We start from the raw sequence: 24,247 nt of genomic DNA on the forward strand, positions 1-24,247 counted from the left end.
AACACGAGATTACAAAACACCGAATGAGTTATTTAAAGGAATACCCACTCATTTACTTCGTCCATTACGGTGTTGCGCTTAATATGTGAATCCAAGATAAGTAATCAAAAATATTTTTCTTATTCATAGAATACCTAAATAACTTTCCAAAATAGCACTACACCTTATACACTCATAATTACATGTATAACAACGAGTTGAAAGAGTCTATGTGTAGCATAATTACGAATTTTTATTTAGCATTAGACTTGGATTCGGTCACGTATTAAATCCGTTGATTAGCATCAAACGTTCAATGAAAGTGCCGATGACTTTATCATGCATTTCGGGTGCGCAAAGTTAAATTCTCGCGCTCAATACGTTGAGTAAATGTCTTTTCGACGAGATGGTGGATTTCTGGTAATAGATTATAAACCTTGAAATTATCGGTACACCAGAACACAACATTAAACGAGGAAAGCGCTGAGTTAACATATTAAGTGCAATCGGCGGGATATTAAAAGGAGTGGGTCATGTATCCAATGCGTTGATTGACTCTAAATATAATATTCTCTTTCAATAAAAGTACCGATGACTTTATCATGCATTTCCGGCGATTTTGAATAGCCCAATGTTTTACGGTTTAATCGCTTAATTCGATTACGAAGGGTGAGATTTTCACGTTCTATCCGTTGCGTGAAACTTTTTCCGATGAGGTGTTTATTCGTTGGTAACATATTGTAAGCGTTGAAATTATCCGTACACCAGAAAGCTACATTGAATCGAGCGAGCTTTTTCAATAGCTTCTTTAGCGTTTTCTGACTCCGTCTTCCGAAGGTATGAGCAATGATACGCTTCAGGCGGGGTTCCCAAGCATACCATAACCAACGTTGTTGTTTTTTATTGCCGACAAAAGACCACATCTCGTCAACTTCACAGATAAGCTGAATTTCCAAATTATCCAGTGGCAGTGTTGTTACCGATCTTGGGCGGAGTTTTTTAGGGTGCGAACAACCGCATTAATGCTGATATGTAATGCCCGTGCGGTATCACGAATACCTGAGTTATTCATAGCAAGATCAACGAATTGTTCTTTTATCCCGGCGTGACAGGCGCGATAAGAATAATCCAGTTGGAAAGTGCGATTACAGGACAAACAACGATAACGCTGATGACCACCTTTCCCTTTACCATGCTTTTTCACCTCTTTTGTCTGGTCACAAAATCGGCATTTTACTTCAACTGTTGCCACTAAAGTTCTCCCCATAAAGAATGGCTAGTATACCTGATGAACAACTCCTTGAATACACAACCATATCTTATAAACCCGTTAATCTGATAACAGTTAATTAAAAGAACTGCTATTCTGAGAAATAACATTCTTAAGTTTCAGTAATTTTTTGGATAGAGGTAGATATTCTTCAATAAATTGAGTCATCGTAAATCTGAATGCAATTTCAACAAATTCGACGAAGGCAGCTTTACCCAGTTGTGTATAAAAAGGGCGATATTTTTCCGAAGCTTAATAAACTCACTCCGTCCAACAATATGTTGTAAATAATTGTCTCTGAAAAATTGCATTATTTGATGTTTTATAGCGATAATTGTCATACTCTTCATCCGTGGTTTTGATGGCTCATTTGGCGACGATTATCAGATTATAAAAGGAGATTTTTTCTATCTAAAATCAACGATTAAAATCAAATAGCCTGTATATGTAAAGCGATACAAAGTCGAATTTCAGAGAATATTCCTTCGGGGCAGCATTAACTTCCGAACAGTGCCAAATTAATTATACCATGCTAAACATCGTCCTATTCGAACCAGAAATCCCGCCTAATACAGGCAACATAATCCGCCTTTGCGCCAATACTGGCTGCCAGCTTCATCTCATTCAACCGTTAGGTTTCACATGGGATGATAAACGCTTGCGTCGCGCTGGGCTGGATTATCATGAGTTTGCCAATATTAAGCAACATCATGACTATCATGCTTTCTTGGAAAGTGAAGGACTCAGTTCAGTCAATTCGCAATCCTCTTCTGGATCACGTTTGTTTGCTTTGACTACAAAAGGTACTCCAGCACACAGTAATGTGCGTTATTGTGATGGTGATTACTTGATGTTTGGCCCGGAAACCCGTGGCTTACCATCTTATGTGTTAGATAACATGCCACCTGAACAGAAGATCAGGATTCCTATGCTGCCGGATAGCCGCAGCATGAATCTTTCTAATACTGTAGCGGTGGTGGTGTTTGAAGCATGGCGGCAACTAGGGTATCCCGGTGCTTTATTGCGGGATTAAAATATAGCACTCAGTACCATTAGGCGCTGAGTGCTATTAATTCTGTCTCATTACCAAAAGAGATGGAATCTTAAATCCCGTCCCCGTTCTCAAACCCGTTATTGATGCCATTAAAATGCTGGTTCATATCCAGTGATGGCTTCTCGCTTTCCGGTTTTCCGACAATCCTCGCCGGTACGCCTGCCACTGTGGTATGAGGTGGAACAGGTCTTAATACAACCGATCCCGCCCCAATTTTTGCCCCGCGACCAATCTCTATGTTGCCGAGGATCTTAGAACCCGCACCAATCATCACGCCTTCACGTACTTTCGGATGACGATCTCCTCCTGCTTTGCCTGTACCACCCAATGTTACGGATTGCAGAATGGAAACATCATTTTCAACAATCGCCGTCTCACCAATGACGATACCTGTTGCGTGGTCAAGCATGATACCGCAACCAATTTTCGCGGCAGGGTGGATATCTACCCCAAATGAAACTGAAATCTGGTTTTGCAGGTAAATGGCCAATGCATTGCGATCTTGTTTCCACAGCCAGTGTGCGATGCGGTAGGCTTGTAATGCATGGAAGCCTTTAAGGTAGAGCAGAGGGGTTGAGTATTTGTCTACAGCGGGGTCGCGCAATCGAACGGCTTTGATATCATATGCTGCTGATTCGATCATTCTAGGGTCACTGCGGTACGCGCTTTCAACGACTTCCCTGACTTCAATAGGGGGCATAATCGGTGTTGCCAGCTTATTTGCCAGCATATAACTCAGGGCACTACCCAGATTTTCATGTTTGAGTAGTGTCGCGTGGAAAAAACTGGCTAACATAGGCTCACAATCTGCCAGAGCCTTTGCCTCGTTTTTTATATTTTTCCAGACTTCGTTCAGCTCTTCTCGCGACATATAAGTGTTCCCATCTTTTTTAAGATTGAGAGACTTCACCCTCATCTCTTGTGGCTCTTCCCAATAATGCTTGAGCTGCCTCAATAACATTCTTATGGCAGTACAGTATTTGGTAGATCTGCTCTGAGATAGGCATTTCAACACCAGTGCGTTCTGCCAAGGCCCGTACTTCTTTGGTATTGCGGTATCCTTCGACAACCTGTCCAATTTCTCGTTGTGCTTCATCAACACCGATACCTTGCCCCAGCATCATGCCAAAACGACGGTTACGGGATTGGTTATCAGTACAGGTCAGGACTAAATCGCCTAACCCCGCCATTCCCATAAATGTGGAAGGATCAGCGCCTAACGCTATTCCAAGGCGGCTCATTTCTGCCAGACCACGGGTGATCAATGCCGTGCGAGCATTAGCCCCGAAGCCCATACCATCAGAAACCCCCGCGCCAATTGCAATAACATTTTTTATTGCTCCGCCAAGTTGTACTCCAATGAAGTCTGGGTTTTTGTATACACGGAAACTTTTGCCACAATGGAAAAGTTGCTGGAGTTCTTCACCAAACTCAGGTGTGGTGGCAGAAACCGCAATTGCGGTCGGTAAACCTGCCGCCAGCTCTTTGGCGAATGTCGGACCAGAGACGACAGCGAGGGGGATTTCATTACCTAATATCTCACGTGCAACATCTTGCAATAAACGTCCTGTCTCGGCTTCAAGGCCTTTGGTCGCCCAGACAATACGGCTGTCGTGCTGCAAATGCGGTTTTATCTGCTGTAAGACATCACCAAAAACGTGGCTGGGAACTACGATAAGGATATTGCGACTGGCTGAAACAGCGCTCTTTAAATCAGCCTCAAGCAGTAAACTATCAGGAAAAGAAACATCCGGCAGAAATGTCTGGTTACAACGTGCTTGTTGCAGAGCGTGGATGTGTTCAGGGTTATGTCCCCAAAGTATAACTTCATGCCCGTTGCGTGCCAAAGTAATGGCTAAAGCGGTGCCGTATGAGCCGGCACCGATCACTGTCATAGAAGCAGTATTCATCAGGCTTCCTGTTCAGCCTCGTTAGACTGAGGTTCAGCCTGTTGTTGCAGGTAGTTCATGAACAGTGCATCAAAGTTGACTGGTGCCAGATTCAGTTGTGGGAAAGTACCACGGCCTACCAGACTGGTGATGCATTCACGAGCATACGGGAACAGGATGTTCGGGCAGTATGCACCTAAGCAGTGTGCCAGTTGAGTTCCTTCGATACCATCGATTGAGAAAATACCTGCCTGCTGAACTTCACACAGAAATGCAGTTTCTTCTTCTAATGTCGCTGTAACAGTGACACGCAGAACAACTTCGTAAACGCCTTCAACCAATTCGCTGGAAGCGGTATCCAGATCCAATTTAACTTCTGGCTGCCATTCCTGCTGAAAAATCTGAGGTGCTTTTGGTGCTTCGAAAGAAACATCTTTCGTGTAGACTCGTTGGATCTGGAAAGCCATTTCTGTGTTGTTTTGTTCTGACATAATAATATTTACCTTTTTCAGACATCCTTATTAATCTTTAATAATGCGAGCATACTGCTCACACCTTAAGTTCTTTTTATTTCTTGCCTTGGGCCAGTGGCAGATTTTCACCTACCCACCCGGCAATTCCCTCTTTCAGGGAATAAACCTGCTCAAAACCAAAACGCCCCAGATTCTCTGCCGGTGTTCTGGCTTCCATTCCACTCGCTGAAACAATAATAACAGGCTGTTTTTTATGTTTTTCCAACTCACCCAGATTATTGTCTTTAATCTCGGACGGTGTCAGGTTAACGGAACCAGTGATATGCCCTCTGCGGAAATCGTCACGGGAGCGTAAATCCACGACGATAGCATCTTCCTTATTGATAAAATGGATGGCTTGCGCACGGGTGATCACTTTACTCTTGGAGAACAAGCTTTTTGCCGTCATGACGATGACAGCCACCAGCAATGCAATCCAGGCAAGACTCAGGATCGTGTTCCGGCTAATAAATTGCATGATTTCTTGCAGCATGGAGGGCAACAACTCCCGTTAGTTAATAACAAATATCTAAGGTAGCAGAGTATACCTGTGTGCTGCGTCAATTACAGCCAATTAGCAATAATCCAATGTAGTTTTTGCAGAGCGTTTCGAGAAAAATAAAAAATACACTGAGAATGACATGATTGTCAGGCATCATCGAAATATTTCATGTAACAGTGATTTCTCTCTACCCTATCGGGCAAGGAACCCAAGACGCAAATATCGATCAAGCGATTGATCCAGTTTTGGCTAATCCCATTTTAATATTGGAGAACAGGGGGGGCATTTTAAGGTTGTAATTACACTCTATTCTAGAGATTATGTTCATATTTGACCTGTTATTTACATTTCATGCCTTTAATAGGTCTTATAAGGTCTATTATTTTATGGTTTGGAGGGGTGATGTCTTTTATTCATTTACTTTATTCACCATCTGAATTAGCTGCTAATATTGGTCAAAATGCCAAAAATCTTAGGTTATCCAAGAATTTATCCAGGAAGACTTTAGCGGAAAAGTCAGGGGTTTCTGAGTCTACGATCAAAAGATTTGAAACTAAAGGAACGATCACTTTAGAAGCAATGATTCTTTTAGCGACTCATTTAGATGCGTTAGGTTCGATATCCAATTTTTTTAAGACTGAATATCTAAGTACATATGAAGAATTAAACAACGCCAAACGTCAGAGGGGGACAAGATGAACAAATTTAAACATATAGAGCATCTTGATGTTTTATGCAATGGTATAAAAGTTGGAATGCTTACCAAGATTCAAGGTAAAGGAATTTATTTCACTTATGATAATAATTGGTTAGCTTCAGGGTTTAATTTATCACCTCTGACTATGGCTTTTGATGAAAAACCTCAACTGTATTAACGAAAAATGCAAAAGAAGTGGAAAAGATGGCTAGGTTAATGATTTTTAATGCGTTATCACATAATTATGATGATCACACAAAGAATTTTGCATTTCTTTATAATGAAGAAAAAGAATGGGTATTATCACCAGCTTATGATTTAACATTTTCAAACGCATTAGGGGAACATACGACAGGATTTGGCGGTAATAGTACAGGAAGAGCAACAAGAAAACGTATTAGAGAAATTTGTTCTGAATATAAATACCTCAAATCAGATGATTATATAGACCAAACACTAGAGTCGTTATCTAATTGGGAAAATGAATTTAAAAGATTAAAAATCCCTTATGATGCAGGTAAAGGGATTTTTAACACCCTTGAGCGGGATCATGATTTTTTTGAAAAATAAAGGGTTAATATGGCTAAAGCACGTTTACACGATGATGCAATGGTGCAGCTTCTCCGTGAAAATCCTGAGTTTGCACAGAATTATCTGCATCAGGCGTTTATTGATATGGATGAAGAAGGCGGATAGAAAGCATTTCTTATGGTATTGCGCCATGTTGTAGAAGCGAGCGGTTACAGCGGATTTTTCTAAATTAACTAAAATTTATATTAATGATAAAAAACAGGCTGTTCTCTGGTCAGGTGCAATTCCTCATGGAATAATCAGGCGCTATATTGCAGCAGGGTATTGAATAAGATGGCTGAAAATAAGGACTCAAAGAGCCGTAAAAATCGGCAAAAACAGTGTCAATGGCAAAATAGACGCAGAACGTTACCGCTTTACGTCTTGTTGTTCGCCTTTTTCAGCTTCAGTGCAAATACGTCCGCAAATCAGATTTCAGAAAATAAAAACCAGCTTAAAGATATTCAGCAAGATATTATTGAAAAAGAGAAAAGTGTCAAACAACAGCAAAAACAACGCACTGTTCTGCTTAATCAATTAAAAGAACAAGAAAGCACTATCTCGGAAGTAGGCCGTTCCTTGCACAGTACACAAGTTCGTCTGAATAAGCTGGAAAGCGAAGTTTCAGTGCTGAATGCAAATATCAAACGCCTGCAAACGCAACAAAAAGAGCAACGCCAGTTACTTGCCAGACAATTGGATGCCACATTTCGGCAAGGAAATCAGCAAGGATTAGAATTATTGCTCAATGGACAAGAAACTCAGCGTAAGGAGCGTGTACTCGCTTATTACAGTTATTTAAATCAGGCTCGTCAGGAGACTATAGCTAAGTTGCAAAAAACAACCGAGGAGCTTAGCCAGCAAAAAAAACTGCAACTGGGAAAGCGAAGTGAGCAAAAAGAAATATTGTCCAGCCAAAAACAGCAAAAACAAAAAATGGAAGTGGTTCGTACCGCACGACAAAAAACATTAACGGTGCTGGAATCTTCATTGAAAAAAGATCAGCAGAGCTTAACGGAGCTTCGGCAGAATGAAACCAGCTTGAGGAATAAGATTGTCAAAGCTGAACGTGAAGCCAAAGCCCGTGCTGAACGCGAAGCCCGCGAAGCGGCCCGTGTTCGTGCACAAGTTGCTGCGAAGCAGAAACAAGCCCAACAAAAAGGCACCAGTTATAAACCAACAGAAGATGAGCGTGCTCTTATGGCCAGAACAGGAGGCCTTGGGCGTCCTGTCGGGCAAGCCATCTGGCCGGTGCGTGGGCGTGTCATCCATAGTTTTGGTGAAGCAATACAGGGTGAACTGCGTTGGAAAGGGATTGTTATCCCTGCCGCTGAGGGCACGGAAGTGAAAGCCATTTCAGATGGACGCGTATTGTTGGCAGACTGGCTGCAAGGCTATGGTTTGGTCGTCGTCATTGAACACGGTAAAGGTGATATGAGTCTTTATGGTTACAACCAAAGTACGCTGGTTCGTGTCGGGCAACAAGTCAGGACTGGCCAGCCTATAGCTCTGGTCGGTAGCAGTGGCGGGCAACGACAGCCTTCATTGTACTTTGAAATTCGTCGTCAGGGACGGGCCGTTAACCCGTTGCCGTGGTTAGGAAAATAAGAAAGAACACAAAATAGGATGATCATACTGATGATGAAGTATCTATTGATGAAACGTGTTGGCCTGCTTACTCTGTTATTTTGGATACTTTCATTCTTCACATCATTATTGGTGACACTAAATGCTCAAGCAGCGCGTTTAGCGATTGTCATTGATGATGTCGGCTATCGTGTTCATGAAGAAAACAAGATATTACAAATGCCCGTTGCGATTTCTATCGCAATTCTTCCAAATTCTCCATTCGGCAGGAAAATGGCGGAAAAGGCTCATCAGCAGGGACGAGAAATTTTGATCCACCTGCCGATGGCACCACTAAGTAAGCAACCGTTGGAAAAAAATACGCTGCTTCCTGCCATGAGCCGGGAAGAAATTGATCGTATTATTCAAGATACGATACAAAAAGTTCCCCATGCGGTTGGTATGAATAACCATATGGGCAGCGCAATGACATCTGATTTCAGGGGGATGGAGAAAGTGATGCAAGTATTGTCTCGGCATCATCTCTATTTTCTGGATAGTGTGACGATTGGCAGTACGCAAGTGACTAAAGCAGCAATGGGAACATCTGTTCCAGTGATCCGCCGGAATGTTTTTTTGGATAATGTTCAGACTGAAGCAGAAACACGGCATCAATTTAACCGGGCGATTGCACTTGCCCGTAAGCAAGGTTCTGCCATTGCAATTGGGCATCCGCATTCAACAACCGTTCGTGCTTTACAGCAAGCACTTGCGGTATTACCTGATGATATTGAATTAGTAACACCGGGTATGTTGTTGAACTTCGGGCCGCCAAACAAAAATGAACAACAGATAGCTCACAAGTGTATAAAGCCTCAGAAACCGGAGCCTGTACCGGAAACTCAGTTGGATTATCTCAAGAAAGTAGGGAAGGCATTAATAAATAACGTCATTGTTGATACCTTAAATCAGCATATTCAGAAGCTTCTGGAGCGCTTACCGAAACAAGGGGCGTCAAATACTTTAAGCAATACAGCGGAAAGCCAAGTAATAGTTAACCAAAAGGTTAACAAGAAAAAACTCCAGCAAAAAGAGGATGAAACAGGTGCCCATCAAATTACGGATACCTGTTCCAATTTTTGAATAATCGGTTAATCCCAATTCAGGATAATTTTGCCAGATTGCCCTGATCGCATGATATCAAAGCCTTTCTGGTAGTCATCAACCGAGAATTGGTGAGTGATGATTGGGGTTAAATCTAATCCAGACTGAATTAATGCTGCCATTTTGTACCATGTTTCGAACATTTCACGTCCGTAGATACCTTTAATGAACAGTCCCTTAAAGATAACCTGATTCCAGTCTATCGCCATATCTGAAGGGGGAATACCCAACAGAGCGATGCGTCCGCCGTGATTCATGGTATTTAGCAAAGTACAGAATGCGGGTGGTGCTCCTGACATCTCCAAACCAACATCAAAACCTTCTGTCATGCCCAGTTCTGCCATAACGTCAGTCAGGCTTTCTTTGCTGACGTTCACGGCGCGGGTGACACCTATTTTGCGAGCCAGTTCAAGTCGATATTCATTCACATCGGTAATCACGACATGGCGGGCACCAACATGCTTACATACTGCTGCCGCCATGATACCGATGGGACCGGCACCGGAGACCAGTACATCTTCCCCGACAAGATCAAAAGAGAGTGCAGTGTGTACCGCATTACCGAATGGATCAAAGATAGCAGCGAGTTCATCTGGTATATTGTCAGGAATTTTAAAGGCATTAAATGCAGGAATGACCAGATATTCAGCAAAAGCTCCCGCACGGTTTACACCGATGCCGATGGTATTGCGGCATAAGTGAGTGCGTCCGCCACGGCAGTTACGGCAGTGACTACAGGTTATATGGCCTTCACCGGAGACGCGATCACCAATGTTGAAACCTTTGACTTCCTGACCAATTGCAACGACTTCACCGACATATTCGTGCCCTACTACCATCGGAACAGGAATGGTTTTTTGCGACCAGTCATCCCAGTTATAGATATGGACATCCGTACCGCAGATGGCTGTTTTACGGATTTTAATCATCACGTCGTTGTGCCCAAGTTCCGGCGTGGGCACATCTGTCATCCAGATACCTTCTTCTGGCTTTAATTCCGATAAGGCTTTCATAGTGATACCTTATGTAATGATGTTCAGTTTCTTTCCAATGCGTATAAATGCAGCCACCACATGTTCAATCTGTTCTTCAGTATGGGCGGCGGAAATCTGGGTTCGAATACGTGCCTGACCTTTAGGAACAACCGGGTAGAAGAACCCAATCACATAAATACCCTCTTTCAGCAATTCAGTCGCAAATTCCTGCGCCAATTTTGCATCACCCAGCATTACTGGAATGATTGCATGGTCAGCACCCGCCAGAGTAAAGCCGGCGGCGGTCATTTTCTCACGGAACAGATTCGCATTTTTCCAAAGACGCTCACGCAGATCATCGCCATTTTTCAGCATATCCAGCACCTTGATCGATGCAGCGACGATAGCCGGAGCCAGCGAGTTAGAGAACAGATAAGGACGCGAACGCTGGCGTAGCCACTCTACGACTTCTTTGCGCGCAGCGGTATAGCCGCCAGATGCGCCGCCCAAGGCTTTGCCGAGAGTACCGGTGATAATATCGACACGTCCCATGACATCACAATATTCATGTGTGCCACGACCCTGCTGACCGACAAAACCCACGGCATGTGAATCATCAACCATGACGAGTGCACCAAATTCGTCCGCCAGATCACAGATGGATTTCAGGTCAGCGATGACACCATCCATTGAAAATACGCCGTCAGTTGCGATCAGGATATTGTGTGCACCTTCTGTTTTTGCTTTCTCTAACTGTGCTCTTAATTCCTGCATGTCATTGTTGGCATAGCGATAACGTTTCGCTTTACATAGACGGATACCATCAATAATGGAAGCATGGTTCAAGGCATCAGAAATAATGGCATCTTCTGGTCCAAACAGCGTTTCAAACAGACCGCCGTTTGCATCAAAACATGAGGAGTACAGAATGGCATCTTCCATACCCAAAAATTCGGCTATCTTATTTTCTAATTCTTTATGGGAATCTTGTGTACCACAAATAAAGCGGACTGACGCCATACCAAAACCGTGGCTATCCATTCCTGCTTTTGCAGCAGCGATCAGGTCAGGATGATTAGCTAAACCTAAGTAGTTGTTAGCACAAAAATTAATGACCTGGCTGCCTTCAGCAACCGCAATGTTGGCATTCTGGGCAGATGTGATGATACGTTCAGTTTTAAATAGCCCTTCGGAACGGGTCTGTTCCAATTGTTCATTCATTTTCTGGTAAAACGACGCTGACATTTTTCTCTCCTGAGTACCCAATTAAGTGGAAGGCGGAGCTATTTTACTGATAGATCCTGTTAGTGACGACATAACAAGAAAGATAATATCAACTTTGTAAAGCTGATCACGGCGCAGGGACTGCCAAGGGATAGGATTTCAGGATTTTACCCTGTTTAAGCTACTGTCGTCAGTAGGGTTAAGTGCTATTATACGTTCCAAAGATACTGACTATTTAGAGGTGAGCCAAATGATTATTGTCACTGGTGGTGCGGGGTTTATTGGCAGCAATATTGTCAAGGCACTGAATGACGAAGGCTATAAGGATATTTTGGTTGTTGATAATCTGAAAGACGGCACAAAATTTGTCAATTTGGTTGATTTGGATATCACCGATTATATGGATAAGGAAGATTTCGTTGCCAGTATCGTTGCAGGTGATGATTTAGGTGATATTGATGCCATTTTCCATGAAGGTGCGTGCTCGTCCACAACGGAATGGGATGGCAAGTATATGATGGACAATAATTATCAGTACTCTAAAGATGTACTGCATTATTGCCTTGAGCGTCAGATCCCGTTCCTGTATGCATCTTCTGCTGCAACTTACGGTGGCCGCAGTGATAATTTCATTGAAGAACGTCAGTACGAAAAACCTCTCAATGTTTATGGCTACTCCAAATTCCTTTTTGACCAGTATGTTCGCAATATTTTACCTCATGCGGATTCCCAAGTTTGTGGCTTCCGTTATTTCAATGTATATGGGCCGCGCGAAGGGCATAAAGGCAGTATGGCGAGTGTTGCCTATCATTTGAACAATCAAATTCACCAAGGGCAAAACCCGAAATTATTTGCTGGTAGTGAAAACTTCTGTCGCGATTTTATCTATGTCGGTGATGTCGCCGCGGTAAATCTGTGGTTCTGGAAAAACAGTATTTCCGGTATTTTTAACTGTGGAACGGGTCGTGCAGAATCTTTTCAGTCTGTTGCCGATGCTGTTACTGAATTCCACAAAGAAAAATCGCCTGCTGTGGAATACATCGATTTCCCAGAAAAGTTAAAAGGCCGCTATCAGAGTTTCACTCAGGCCGATCTGACAAAACTTCGTGCCGCTGGTTATGAAAAGCCGTTCAGGACCGTTGCTGAAGGTGTTGCTGAATATATGCAATGGCTCAATCAGGATAATTAATCGACTTCTATGAAGATATTGGTGATCGGCCCATCATGGGTAGGTGACATGATGATGTCACAAAGCCTCTACCGTACTCTGAAAGCTTTGTATCCTAATGCAGAAATTGATGTGATGGCTCCCGCATGGTGCCGTCCATTATTGGCAAAGATGCCAGAAGTGAATCAGGCATTGGCTATGCCGCTGGGTCATGGCGCCCTTGCTTTGGGTGAGCGCCGACGCCTCGGTTTCGCATTGCGCGAAAACAGATACGATCGTGCCTATATATTGCCCAATTCATTCAAATCTGCACTGGTGCCTTTCTTCGCCAATATCCCGCTGCGTACAGGCTGGCGCGGTGAAATGCGTTATGGGTTACTAAATGATCTCCGGGTTCTGAATAAGCGCGCTTTTCCACTGATGGTTCAACGTTATGTCGCTCTCGCCTATGAAGGGAAAAACCTGCGTAACTCTGATGAGCTTCCACAACCTTTGCTATGGCCGCAATTGAGTATCAATGACGAAGATATTGCGGAATCAACCTCAGCCTTTAATATTGCTGATCACCGCCCTATTATTGGTTTTTGCCCTGGCGCCGAATTCGGCCCAGCCAAACGCTGGCCGCATTATCACTATGCAACCCTTGCCGAACAGTTAATTTCCCAAAAGGGTTATCAAATTTTACTGTTTGGCTCCGCCAAAGATCATGAATCTGGTGAAGCTATACGCACCCTTTTAAGCAAAGAAGCCCGCGAAGATTGCCTTAATCTGGCAGGAAAAACTTCACTTGAACAAGCAGTCAATATTATCGCAGTCTGTGACGCCATAGTAACGAATGATTCAGGTCTGATGCATGTGGCAGCCGCTTTAAACCGTCCTTTAGTCGCATTATATGGTCCAAGTAGTCCTGATTTTACTCCACCGTTATCAAATAAGGCTGAAGTTATTCGCCTGATTACGGGATATCACAAGATCAGAAAAGGTGACAGTGATGGCGGTTATCACCAGAGTTTGATTGATATTCAGCCTGAAATGGTTTTAGCGTCATTAGAAAAACTGCTACAGGCGGAGAGCCAGAATTAATGCGTGTTTTACTGGTAAAAACATCTTCAATGGGAGATGTGTTGCACACTCTGCCGGCTCTGACAGATGCCAGACAGCATTTTCCTGAGATTCAATTTGATTGGGTGGTTGAAGAGGGGTTTGCACAAATTCCAACTTGGCACACTACTGTCGCAAATGTTATTCCTGTCGCTATCCGTCGCTGGCGGAAAAATTGGTTCAGGAAAGATATCCGTGAAGAACGCGCGCAGTTTCGCAACCAACTGAGGCTGCATCACTATGACGCGATCATTGATGCCCAAGGATTGTTAAAAAGTGCCTTCTTGGTGACTCGACTGGCACATGGTGCAAAACATGGTTATGACAGAAAAAGTATCCGTGAACCCATCGCCAGCGTTTTCTACGATCACCGTCATTCTGTTAGCAAGCAACAACATGCGGTTGAACGCATTCGTGCCTTGTTTGCTGAAAGTCTGGACTATAAAAAATCGTCGGAACAAGGTGATTACTCCATCGCTCGCCACTTTCTGAGCCAACAAGCAGGAAACCAAAGTGATTATCTGGTCTTCCTTCATGCAACAACTCGTGATGAAAAGCACTGGCCTGAAAATCATTGGCGACAACTTATTGCCGATATCCAAACAACAGGCATGCGAATCAAACTACCTTGGGGCGAAGAGCACGAACACCAACGGGCATTAAAGCTGGCAGAAGGGTTTTCTCATGTTGATGTGTTACCGAGATTGAGTCTTGCGGAAGTTGCTCAAATTCTCGCTGGTGCAAAAGCGGTGGTTTCTGTTGATACGGGATTAAGCCATCTTACAGCGGCGCTTGATCGGCCCAATATTACGTTATTTGGGCCGACAGATCCGGGGTTGATCGGTGGGTATGGGGAAGAGCAGCATTCCCTGAAATCGGGTGATGGCACAATGCAGGGCATTACCTCATCAGAAGTTAACCTGTTCTTGCAAAATATTCTAAAAGAGAACTTTTCCTAGTGGCTACGCACAATCGATTTTTACATTAAAATATGGAACCCAACACGAACTCGTTCCCTAATTTAAAATTGATTATATTTTCTAAAAGTACTGATGATGTGTTTTATCAAAGATATATAGAAGTTTGGTCTCAATATTTAGCAATAAAATTAATTATCCAAAAATTTTTTCTAAAAATAACATCAGGTGCATGAATATGATTTTTTCAGATAAAAGTGATGTCACTATAGTTATCACAAGTTGTGGAAGGTTTGAACTATTAGAAAATACTATTCAATCATTGGATAAGAATAATACTTATCCAATTGGAAAAGTGATAATTACAGAAGATTCAGGAAACAAAAAAATTGTAGAGGTAATACCAGAACATTGGAAACCTCATTGCGAAATAATAATAAATAATCCCAAACTTGGGCAAATAAAGTCTATAGATCTAGCTTATAGTAAAGTAGAGACACAATATATTTTCCATTGTGAAGATGATTGGCTTTTTTATAGAGATAGATTTATCGAAGATTCACGTTTACTGCTTGAAGAAAATCATGACATTCTGCAAGTATGGTTACGTGATTTTGAAAAAGATATCAAGATTAATTACCCTTTCCATTATCCTTCTAATCCGCAATCGGTCTGTGGAGTAGATTTCTCGATATTAGAAAGCAATGATGAAGTTTGGAAGGGGTTTAGCTTTAATCCTGGTTTACGTAGAAAAAGCGATTACTTAAGAATAGCTCCTTACTATGTTGGGAAAGATTTTGGAGAAGCTGAAGCGCACATTTCAAAATTGTATTATGACATGGGAATGTATGCTGTTCTCTTAAAGAATAGTGCAACAGAACATATTGGCTGGGATCAGCATATTATTAATGAAAATGATATTTCCCATAATAAAGACAAAAGACAAGAGAAAATAAAATATTTTTCAATAGGATTTCTTTTTGGCTGTATCTTAACTTTTGTTTTTATTTCTTTGATGAAATAACATTTCAATCTCATCATTACAGAGCTCCTTTCTTAGGAGCTTGGGTTATTCATTGCTTCAGTTTATAACTAAAGTGGTATTTTTATACAAATTATTCGATGGTTATTATATAGAAAATATTATTATCAATTGTTGTAATCGTACAGAACATAAAGAGATTAATACTACGATGTTTTAATTAGAATTTTTCATTATAGATAATCCTGTAAAATGGAAAAAAGAATGCGATAAATATTATGTTTAATTCATAAAAAAGTCACATTTTTGATCCAAATAATCTCAATTTTATTTCACTGCTATCAAAAAAATTGAAGTACTCCACTTGAACGGACGACCATAAACCAACGGGCATTGAGGTTGGCAGAGGGAACCCATGTTGATATTCTGTTTAAGTCAACATTCACCAAAGTTGCATAAGTCTCTGTAAGTATCAACGCAAATACGGGACATAGCAGTCTTGACGTGATACTTGAACTATTCTGTTTGACTCAATCAATCCTGATTCGTTTAGGGTGGATATAGAAAATAGCAGCATTGACTTAAATTAGTGGATAACACGATGTAACATATTGAACTATTAGAAGTTATGCTGCTTTTGAAGTAAGCTCTAAAAAAGAACTTTTCCTAGAGGGAATGTTTCACACCAACGATTTTTATATTCAAGAGTAGGATTACCTAAGGAATAACGCATAGTTTTGTCTCCCTGCTGGCATAGTACTTTTGCTTGTTGGATATTCACCCACATTAAAATACTACCAACACTAAGGTGTGCATATTCAGGGTCATAACCACCATTAATGGCATCAAATGAAATCCATTTAGGGCTTTCCGCCCATAGGACAAAATCGTAAGCACAAGGTTTACTGTTGATAAGTAACACATAGCCAAATATATGCTCACGAAGCTCTGTATATATTTCAAGTAGATGCTTTTTTTGCGCTTCAGAGTGGTTATAATTCCAACGTTTCTGGTACAAATCGATATAGATGTCCACCAATTCTTGTGCACTAAATTCACTTGAAGAGCGAATTTCTCCACCCGCACGTTTGAATTTATTTATTTCGTTGCTGCGGTTTCGGCGGGTTTTGTAAGAAAAATTGTCTTTGATTAAACAGATTTTTCGTTTGTTTAATCGTGGATGATGGCTGGTATTGATAAAGTTATCTTTATGGATTGGAGATAATCGCTTTGATTTTACAGGTAGAAATAGCTTAGCATTCCTTGCTATGGGGAAAATAATTTCGTCATATGAAAATGGATATCTAGTTTGCATATTTTCAACAAATTTTTTGTTATTAAAAGAAAAATAGGCTCCTTTGACTGTAGCTTCTGTTCTTTTAATATAGAAGAACAATTTTTCATCAAGATGTCTATCCAAAAAGGATATAATGTTGGGATGTGTTGACGTACATCCACCTAAAAGAGTATAAGCTTCTTTATACTGCTCAAAATCGCATTCTTTCCATCCTGAAAAAAGTGCTTTTACTGTCCCCATAGGAAATATCTCCATAAGCATATTATGGTTTTATCTGTCAATAATTAGAATAAGTTAACGAATTGTACCATTTTACCTAAAAACAATGTAATAGGATACATGGTTACTTAATTTAAAACAATTTATATTAAAATAATAACTATTTTATAAAATAACAGGTTGACGCTTTCATAATTTTCTTCGAAGAAATGATCTTGATTCTGAGTCAATGAGTCTTTAATTGGCTGTAAAAAATATCGACTTTGATAAAATATAGTAAAAAAATGTCTAATATTAATTAGTTACATATTAATTTTCATCATAGAAACTAGAATGAAGGTTCTTTATAATTAATAAATTTTGATTTTTATCATTTATTAATGGGTTATTAATAACATATTTAAAATATACATGATTCTATGTTACCCTTTCTGAAAAGAAGCAAAGGTTACTGTGACCATCTGAGTGGTCACTTGTAACGTAATTATACAAAACCATGAAAAATTATTTTCTATAGTAAAATCTTGCAGTTATATATCTTAGTATAGCTGGAACTGAATTTTTTCTTATTCTTCTCCATAAATACATTTTTTTATCTTTAATTTCTTTTAAAAAAGCAATTCTTTCAATGGATTCCATGTTATCAGTGCTTCTTTCTATTTTTAGCAGCCAAGATTCACATTTTTTGATGTTGTCAATAGATATTTTACCTTCAGAATGATTGAGTAAATCAATATCTTTCAACGGAATGTTTATACCTAAAGATAAGAACATTTTTCTCTGAATATCATTTGCTGTTTCTTTTTGCTTTTTCTTGTATTCAATCCTAGGATTATTTGGATGTGTACGATATTTTAAAAGAGATTTATTTATATTTGCAAATTTAATTTTTTTTGAAATAACTAATCGGCTCCATAATCCGTAATCTTCCGCATATAGGTCATTTGGATCATATCCATCTGTTAACTCTAATATTTTGTCTTTCCTCATAATCACAGTAGGATGAGCGAAGGGACAATGAAAAAAACATTCAGCAACAATATCTTCATGGTTTATAGCATGTACATCACCCTTAGCCGGGTTCTCCAGATATGTTGTGAATCCTCCACAAACAGCTACATTTGGGTGATCACGCATAAAATCCATTTGAATTTCAAAGCGCTCAGGAATTGCAATGTCATCAGCATCCATTCTTGCAACTAAATTACTAGATGCCATATACAATCCTTTATTAAGAGAACGAATTAAACCAATATTTTTTTCATTGGTTATTATTCTAATTCGCATATTTTTTTTGGCATATGAAGATAGAATAGAAGAGGTCGAATCAGTTGAGCCATCATCAATTATTATAAACTCATAATCTTCAAATGTCTGTGATAATATAGAATCAATAGATTCTGCTAAATAATCTTCGCCATTATAGACTGACATTAACACAGAAAGTCTAGGGGATAAACTCATTTATCTACCTCAATAAAAATGGTCATAATATCACTATGGATTATAAATTTAAATAAAAATTATATGCCATACAAATCATATCTATTTTATCAATGAAGTTTTATATTATCAAATAACTTTATTGATAAATGTGACTTGTTTTTAAATTAATAAAACAGATCAAAAAATTAACTTCACTGTTTTATTTAAAATTAAACGTCATTTATTATTAATGATTTTTTATTCATCATTACTTTATAGTACTTTACTTTAAAGCTAAATCTAACACGATTATCTAACATAAAACTGAATGTAGATATACTATTAATTAGGTTCATTAACGAAGAAAAATAATCCCTTGATAAAGAATTGTGATATTTATATATAACTTCTATTGCATGACAGGCAGTAAGGTTTCTGAATTTCTCACCAAACACTTTATCATTAATAAATACCACTTCTGCCATGACATTTATTCTATCTTTATTGATGGATTCAGAAAGGCTTCCTTCTCTTTTAATATAATTATAATACTTCATTCTTGTATAGTATATTCTGTCGCATTTAGCTAATACTGATGAAAATGACAGGGCATCCTCATAGCATGAAACCTCTGGAAAGTTACTTCCGTCGAACAAATCTCTTCTAAAAAATTTACCACATGAATGTGCCTGAAATTTTTTATGAATAAGATATTCTTTTATTGCTGTATTCCTATCGAATAGTATTGGAGATATAAAATTTGATTTATGTATTATATCTTCAGGTTTTCTGACATCTTGTAATGGGCTGATTAACATATCAGGTTTTTTTTCAAAAAGAAAATCGATGATGTCTTTCATAGAGAAATTTGATAGGAAATCATCACCATCAACAAAAGTAATGTATTCACCTTTACTTCTCTCAACAGCATATTTCTTTACTTTTCCTAAGTTTTTAAATTCTTTTCTTATGTAGATAAAAGAATCATTCTCTGCTGAAAATTGTTTTAAAATTGAAGGGGATGAGTCAGATGAGCCATCATCTATTAGCAAAACTTCATATATGGAGGGTTCTAAATCAGTTAAAGTGTTCTTTATGCTATTTATACACTTTAAAATTAGTTTTTCCAAATTATGAACAGCTACTACAATAGACAATATTTTTGAACGATCTGAGTATGTGTCTGGTGTTTGAGTAATCATAATATTTATTTGGCATTTAGGTGTAGTATTGTTAATACGTAATTTCATAAAATGAGAGGTATTCATGAAATTACGTCTGAAATTTATTGTTTTTTTAATTTAAGATGTTATTGCAATATATCTTATTTTTTCATAACTTAAATTGATAGTATTCTGCTAATGTCATTCCCTGGGTTAGCGGTTTTATAAACTCAAATAATTCTTCTAGATCTTGATAAAGTTGTTCAATCTGTTCTTCGTTCTTAAATGTTGGGCTTCCACCCGGCATGAATTCGGATGAATGTAGCATAAATTCAATATAATCGCTGCCACTGGCTAAAGTTTGTTGAATAACTTTTTTCATCAACGCTATATTACCACCTTTTGGACGCAGCCAATTAACTGATGGAGAACGTTTTTTCCTTCTTAATTGATCATATTTTTGTTTAATACAATTCATCATTGAAGAATGTTTATACTGGATACTCATGGGTACTTGCAGTAGGGGAGAACATCCCTCTTTAGAAATGTCTTGTAAATCCATAAAATAGGCGTGCTCCGGAAAATGACTATAATCTGTTCCGCCATTTCCGTCAGGATCACCTTTGGTAAAACACCAATTCACTTTTGGGGTAACTGAACAATCTACCTGATAACCATACTCAACCAATAATTGAGCATAGTATTTATTAAACGCCCAACGGCCAGCACGATGACTCAACATCTTCGTCTGAAGTTTCTCTTCCAAAAGATGAGTCATAAAATCTATTTTTGCTCTTATTTGCTCTTTAGGATACTCGATCAGATAAGGCTTATAGTGCATATCATCATCTGTGAGTGGAATAAGAGGCGGGCTGTTCCAGGCATGTAAGTGCATACCTATTTCGCCGGTATTTCTGGAAATTACATCTTTGGCAAATTCGATGTAACTGTCATCCATTGCCATTTCGTAGTTAGTTAACCAAACAGGCTTAAAGCCAAATTGCTCACATAGTTTCTGGAACCTCGGTAAATATTGCGTATTTTCGGTAGAGATTTGAACACTATTTTGCCAAAGGTTATCGCCTTCAGTATCAATTGTGATGATGAATGCAGGTTTAGTCATAATCTACGGCCTAAATAAAATATAGAGAAACATTACTGTTTGTGGATATATAGATAAGTACATTGTCTGCATAGGTTTAAAGGGTTGCCATATGACCTATACTATCCATATTATGTTTTTGATTATTGAGCGCTTATTGATTTATCAACGATAAATATTTCCCAATAACAATATCCAAATCAAATTTCTTGTACATATCTTCCGTAATTACGGGGGGATTTTGGTAAACCAACCGCATTTTTTCTGCTAATGATTCGGCAGTTAACTCAGATTTATATTGTTCCAGCTCACCCACCATAATTTCATTCACACCTCCAGGACAGCTCGTACTGACAATGGGTGTGTGACAAATTAAAGCTTCAATCAGCACACTACTCAGTCCTTCACTATCTGAACTGAGTACAACTGCTTTGGCACCCCGTATTACCGGTAATGGATTGACTAAAAAGCCAATTAGGTGAACTTTAGATTGCAAGCCGAGTTCCACAATTTTTTGTTTGATTGCCTTTGTCGCTTGCTCATCTCCTTGACCTGCAATCAATAAATTACAGGGAAGGTCGGCCTTGGCAAACGCTTCCAATAAGCGGTCGTGACGTTTTACGTGGTGAAAACGTCCGAGATGAAGAAAATAATTTTCACCTGCATAAGGATTATTTTCTAATGAACAGGATTTAATTTCAGCAAGATTAAAGGGATTATAAATCGTGACCATTTTCTTGGGGACCAACGATAAGTTTTCTTTCAAATCTAAGCCAACAGCATCAGAGACACAGATCAAGTTACGGTTTTGATAAACACGCTGAATTTTCCATTTCTTAATCCAGCGCGACAATCCTGTTTTATTTTCCAGATACGATTTTGAAAATACGCCGTGAATACAAAACCATATATTCAACCCAACCAATATCTTAGACTGCGCGACAATACGATCTGTTTTGTGCAAGTTAGATATTACTAACACAGGTGTGCCTTTTTGAAGAAAGACTTTCTCCAGAACCTTATCCATGGATTTCGCTCTGCGAGAAATCTCAGTCTGTCTTCTAAAAGGTCCTTTATATTCATCGGCATTAATGATTAACTCAACATTATCAGGGATCGGATATTCACATTTGTCAGAGAGAGACAACAAGGTAATATTAAAACCTTTTTGTTGCAGACCACCACATAAACGAATAGTGACTTTTTCTGCTCCACCTCCCGGTAGCCCATCAATGATAAATAGAATATGTACTTTCATAGAGAAAGCACCTTGCTATACAATTCCGTAAGCTGCTGAGACAAACAAGCAGGTGTATAGTTCACTATTTTCTTTTTGGATAACATTGAGATCTTGCTGGTTAAGTGATCCGCTGGCACTAAAGAAATAGATTCTGCCAAAGCTGAAGTATCCAGGGCATCACACACAAACCCATTTTCTCCTGAAACAATGAATTCAGCTCCCCCGCAAGTGTCACTGGTTATCACAGGTAAACCACATGCCATCGCTTCCAAAATAACGTTCGGGAAAGGATCATATAGCGTTGGTAATAATAATCCATCCGCCATTTGATAAAATGGCAGTGTCTTCTTTTGTACTCCCAAAAAGCGAATGCGTTCATGACAATCAAGAGAATTAGCCAACTGCTTATATTTACTTGCTTCTTTGTCTCGACCAATCACGACTAGATACGCTTTCGTCATGCTGATAGCTTCAATAGCCGCTTTCAATCCTTTTCTTTCAAAACCTGAGCCAACATACACAAAACATTTTTCTTGGGCGGGAAGCGCATATTTCTGCCTTAATACAAGCCGCTCATCTTCTCCAGCTGGAAAAAATTGTGATTGGTCGATGGCATTATAGATAACAGAGATTTTCTCATCAGGCAGACCAAAATCTTCCATTACCTCGCGTTTTATCATCTGTGAATTGCAAATAACTTTTTTCAATTCAGGTGCCAGATACATTTCTTCTTCAGCATTCATAACATAACGGTGATAGCGACTGACAAAAAGTAATTTGCTTTTCCAGTAGGGTAAAATCCTTGCCCTTTGCTGTAACCAGCGTTGATGGACACCATCCCCTGCCCGGTAAATATCGCATCCGGCAATGCGTTCATGGCTTTGAACGATATCGAATTTCTCCTTTTGCCAAATAGCCCTGGCAGCATCAGCGAACCCTCTTTCTCTGCTAATGCGCCCCCATTTAAAAGGTGCTGCCAAATGCACGTGCCAATTAGGGTTTATATCTCCTTGCCAAGAGCGAGTAATCACGTTTAAGTCTAGTTTGTTATTATCCAATGCTTCAAGCGCCCTAGAGATAAAACGTTCAGCACCTCCATCAGGGCGATATTTTTGCCGTACAATAGCAAGGCGCACAGATTTCATGGTAAATATCTCCGGGCAGCAGCAATCACGACATCAGTCGGGATAAGATCCAAATAGCGAATATCTGTTTTGGTATCGATATCATCAGGGTCAGGTAATTTACCGTAATTCCCCGCCCAAATCACTTCTCCGTTAACATTCCATGGGCGCCAGAAAGCTAATTTAGATGGCCCAAATAACGTGATGCAAGGAGTTTTCAGTGCAGCTGCCATATGCATGGGAACAGAATCAACCCCAATAAATAGTTTGGCATGGGCAATCAACGCTCCAAGTTGAGGTAATGTAATTTGACCAGCCAAAGAGAGAATATTCTCCTTAATGCAGTTGGATAATATTCTCTCAACCATCTCTTTTTCCCGCTCTTCTGTGCCTGATGTTACGACAATTGAGTGTCCATCTGCCTGCAAGGCATTGATGGTTTCACTCATGTTTCTGTCATTCCAACACTTAAAAAACCAACGTGATGCAGGATGAATAACGATATATTTGTGATTAATTCCACCAATGCGCAAAAGATCAGACACTTTTCGCCAATCTTCTTCACTATAACTCATTGTTACATTGAAATTGATACTAGGAAGATTAAGCGGGTTCAATGCTGATAGGTTCTGCTCAACAACATGCAGGGATTCTTCACCTTCGGTAGAAACCAAATCACTAAAACAGATTTTCCATAAGAAATTTTGTCGCTTAGGAAAATCAAAAGCGACACGAGTTGAAGCACCGGAAATTTTTGATACTAAGGCGCTGTACCACTGGTCAGCGAGGTTAATGATGAGATCATACTTCCGCTTTTTCAATTGACTCAGTAAACACCAGTGATGGACGATATAAGCTTTTGTACCTTCTTTTTTCCACTGCCTGTCTACAGAAAAAATATGGGATATTGAGGCGAAATTCATCAGCATCGGCTCTGTTTCTTTGTACAGTAAGATATCGACCTCGGCGTCAGGAAAATTTTCTTTCAATGTATTTACAACTGGGGTAACAAGCAGTGTATCACCATGATGCCTTAATTTTATGATCAGAATCTTTTCAAATCGAGGGGGTATTTTGCCCATTGTATTCCCAATATTCGCGATTGAGG

At 39.7% G+C, this 24,247-nt stretch carries 24 protein-coding genes and 2 pseudogenes; 11 read left to right on the forward strand and 15 right to left on the reverse strand.

Annotation, left to right across the window (positions count from 1 at the left end; translation table 11 throughout):
* Window positions 1-258 precede the first annotated feature (258 nt).
* A pseudogene (locus tag BM329_RS15045) lies at window positions 259-460 on the reverse strand (IS1 family transposase); the annotation flags it as partial.
* Between the two features lie 76 nt (window positions 461-536).
* Window positions 537-1,231 (reverse strand): IS1 family transposase gene (locus BM329_RS09795; RefSeq protein WP_092552454.1). Its coding sequence is split into 2 segments (ribosomal slippage): window positions 537-982 and window positions 982-1,231, totalling 696 coding nucleotides; the frame shifts between segments, so codons are not numbered across the junction.
* A 547-nt stretch (window positions 1,232-1,778) separates the two neighbouring features.
* Between BM329_RS09795 and trmL the strand changes: the two genes are divergently transcribed.
* Entirely contained in the window at window positions 1,779-2,282 is a 504-nt protein-coding gene (gene trmL, locus BM329_RS09800; RefSeq protein WP_092552343.1) for a tRNA (uridine(34)/cytosine(34)/5-carboxymethylaminomethyluridine(34)-2'-O)-methyltransferase TrmL, read from the forward strand.
* A 70-nt stretch (window positions 2,283-2,352) separates the two neighbouring features.
* Here the strand turns inward: trmL and cysE are convergent, their stop codons facing one another.
* From cysE to BM329_RS09820, 4 genes are all read right to left on the reverse strand, one after another.
* A complete protein-coding gene (cysE, locus tag BM329_RS09805; RefSeq protein ID WP_092552346.1) occupies window positions 2,353-3,174 on the reverse strand; it encodes a serine O-acetyltransferase in 822 nt (273 codons plus the stop codon).
* Between the two features lie 19 nt (window positions 3,175-3,193).
* Window positions 3,194-4,213 carry an NAD(P)H-dependent glycerol-3-phosphate dehydrogenase gene (gpsA, locus tag BM329_RS09810; protein ID WP_092552349.1) on the reverse strand — a complete coding sequence of 340 codons (1,020 nt, stop codon included), beginning with the start codon at window positions 4,211-4,213 and terminating at the stop codon, window positions 3,194-3,196.
* Window positions 4,213-4,683 carry a protein-export chaperone SecB gene (gene secB, locus BM329_RS09815; RefSeq protein ID WP_092552352.1) on the reverse strand — a complete coding sequence of 157 codons (471 nt, stop codon included), beginning with the start codon at window positions 4,681-4,683 and terminating at the stop codon, window positions 4,213-4,215. The genes gpsA and secB overlap by 1 nt, the downstream gene beginning before the upstream one ends.
* Window positions 4,684-4,759: 76 nt before the next feature.
* The gene (locus tag BM329_RS09820) at window positions 4,760-5,197 is read right to left on the reverse strand and encodes a rhodanese-like domain-containing protein (protein WP_092552355.1); all 438 of its coding nucleotides are present in this window, start codon (window positions 5,195-5,197) and stop codon (window positions 4,760-4,762) included.
* A 411-nt stretch (window positions 5,198-5,608) separates the two neighbouring features.
* Between BM329_RS09820 and BM329_RS09825 the strand changes: the two genes are divergently transcribed.
* From BM329_RS09825 to BM329_RS09850, 6 genes and pseudogenes are all read left to right on the forward strand, one after another.
* Window positions 5,609-5,905 (forward strand): helix-turn-helix domain-containing protein, encoded by a 297-nt coding sequence (locus BM329_RS09825; protein WP_092552358.1) that lies wholly within the window; start codon window positions 5,609-5,611, stop codon window positions 5,903-5,905.
* A complete protein-coding gene (locus tag BM329_RS09830) occupies window positions 5,902-6,081 on the forward strand; it encodes a HipA N-terminal domain-containing protein (RefSeq protein WP_092552361.1) in 180 nt (59 codons plus the stop codon). Before BM329_RS09825 ends, BM329_RS09830 begins: the two co-directional genes overlap by 4 nt.
* A 26-nt stretch (window positions 6,082-6,107) precedes the next feature.
* Entirely contained in the window at window positions 6,108-6,473 is a 366-nt protein-coding gene (locus tag BM329_RS09835; RefSeq protein ID WP_092552364.1) for a HipA domain-containing protein, read from the forward strand.
* 9 nt (window positions 6,474-6,482) lie between these two features.
* A pseudogene (locus BM329_RS09840) lies at window positions 6,483-6,596 on the forward strand (DNA-binding protein); the annotation flags it as partial.
* Window positions 6,597-6,767: 171 nt separating this feature from the next.
* Entirely contained in the window at window positions 6,768-8,081 is a 1,314-nt protein-coding gene (envC, locus tag BM329_RS09845; protein WP_092552367.1) for a murein hydrolase activator EnvC, read from the forward strand.
* Window positions 8,082-8,129: 48 nt separating this feature from the next.
* Window positions 8,130-9,182, forward strand: coding sequence for a divergent polysaccharide deacetylase family protein (locus BM329_RS09850; protein ID WP_425445212.1), 1,053 nt, complete (start codon window positions 8,130-8,132; stop codon window positions 9,180-9,182).
* Between the two features lie 8 nt (window positions 9,183-9,190).
* On the opposite strand, the gene tdh is transcribed toward BM329_RS09850, so the two are convergent.
* Both tdh and kbl read right to left on the reverse strand, forming a co-directional pair.
* Entirely contained in the window at window positions 9,191-10,216 is a 1,026-nt protein-coding gene (tdh, locus tag BM329_RS09855) for an L-threonine 3-dehydrogenase (RefSeq protein WP_092552370.1), read from the reverse strand.
* Window positions 10,217-10,225: 9 nt separating this feature from the next.
* Complete coding sequence (kbl, locus tag BM329_RS09860) at window positions 10,226-11,422, reverse strand: glycine C-acetyltransferase (RefSeq protein ID WP_092552373.1); 1,197 nt, start codon at window positions 11,420-11,422, stop codon at window positions 10,226-10,228.
* A 229-nt stretch (window positions 11,423-11,651) separates the two neighbouring features.
* Here kbl and rfaD point away from each other — a divergent pair, with 229 nt between their 5' ends.
* The 4 genes from rfaD (at window position 11,652) to BM329_RS09880 (ending at window position 15,611) form a co-directional block, all read left to right on the forward strand.
* On the forward strand, window positions 11,652-12,590 hold the full coding sequence (gene rfaD, locus BM329_RS09865) for an ADP-glyceromanno-heptose 6-epimerase (RefSeq protein ID WP_092552376.1): 939 nt from the start codon (window positions 11,652-11,654) through the stop codon (window positions 12,588-12,590).
* 9 nt (window positions 12,591-12,599) lie between these two features.
* Complete coding sequence (rfaF, locus tag BM329_RS09870; RefSeq protein WP_092552379.1) at window positions 12,600-13,652, forward strand: ADP-heptose--LPS heptosyltransferase RfaF; 1,053 nt, start codon at window positions 12,600-12,602, stop codon at window positions 13,650-13,652.
* Window positions 13,652-14,629: a lipopolysaccharide heptosyltransferase RfaC gene (rfaC, locus tag BM329_RS09875; RefSeq protein WP_092552382.1), complete on the forward strand. Its 978-nt coding sequence runs from the start codon at window positions 13,652-13,654 to the stop codon at window positions 14,627-14,629. Before rfaF ends, rfaC begins: the two co-directional genes overlap by 1 nt.
* Before the next feature lie 196 nt (window positions 14,630-14,825).
* Window positions 14,826-15,611 carry a glycosyltransferase family A protein gene (locus BM329_RS09880; RefSeq protein WP_092552385.1) on the forward strand — a complete coding sequence of 262 codons (786 nt, stop codon included), beginning with the start codon at window positions 14,826-14,828 and terminating at the stop codon, window positions 15,609-15,611.
* Window positions 15,612-16,218: 607 nt separating this feature from the next.
* Here BM329_RS09880 and BM329_RS09885 read toward each other — a convergent pair.
* The 7 genes from BM329_RS09885 to rfaQ all read right to left on the reverse strand — a co-directional run bounded on the left by BM329_RS09885 (window position 16,219) and on the right by rfaQ (window position 24,221).
* A complete protein-coding gene (locus tag BM329_RS09885) occupies window positions 16,219-17,106 on the reverse strand; it encodes a GNAT family N-acetyltransferase (RefSeq protein WP_092552389.1) in 888 nt (295 codons plus the stop codon).
* A gap of 483 nt (window positions 17,107-17,589) precedes the next feature.
* Entirely contained in the window at window positions 17,590-18,549 is a 960-nt protein-coding gene (locus tag BM329_RS09890) for a glycosyltransferase (protein ID WP_092552392.1), read from the reverse strand.
* Between the two features lie 191 nt (window positions 18,550-18,740).
* Entirely contained in the window at window positions 18,741-19,760 is a 1,020-nt protein-coding gene (locus tag BM329_RS09895; protein ID WP_245759053.1) for a glycosyltransferase family 2 protein, read from the reverse strand.
* 82 nt (window positions 19,761-19,842) lie between these two features.
* On the reverse strand, window positions 19,843-20,796 hold the full coding sequence (locus tag BM329_RS09900; RefSeq protein WP_092552395.1) for a polysaccharide deacetylase family protein: 954 nt from the start codon (window positions 20,794-20,796) through the stop codon (window positions 19,843-19,845).
* 133 nt (window positions 20,797-20,929) lie between these two features.
* Window positions 20,930-22,033, reverse strand: coding sequence for a glycosyltransferase (locus BM329_RS09905; protein WP_092552398.1), 1,104 nt, complete (start codon window positions 22,031-22,033; stop codon window positions 20,930-20,932).
* Window positions 22,030-23,160 carry a glycosyltransferase family 4 protein gene (locus BM329_RS09910; RefSeq protein ID WP_092552401.1) on the reverse strand — a complete coding sequence of 377 codons (1,131 nt, stop codon included), beginning with the start codon at window positions 23,158-23,160 and terminating at the stop codon, window positions 22,030-22,032. The genes BM329_RS09905 and BM329_RS09910 overlap by 4 nt, the downstream gene beginning before the upstream one ends.
* Window positions 23,157-24,221, reverse strand: coding sequence for a putative lipopolysaccharide heptosyltransferase III (rfaQ, locus tag BM329_RS09915; RefSeq protein WP_092552404.1), 1,065 nt, complete (start codon window positions 24,219-24,221; stop codon window positions 23,157-23,159). The genes BM329_RS09910 and rfaQ overlap by 4 nt, the downstream gene beginning before the upstream one ends.
* Window positions 24,222-24,247: the final 26 nt, after the last annotated feature.

The organism is Xenorhabdus koppenhoeferi, from assembly GCF_900116635.1.
In the GTDB taxonomy this organism is placed as follows: Bacteria; Pseudomonadota; Gammaproteobacteria; order Enterobacterales; family Enterobacteriaceae; genus Xenorhabdus; species Xenorhabdus koppenhoeferi.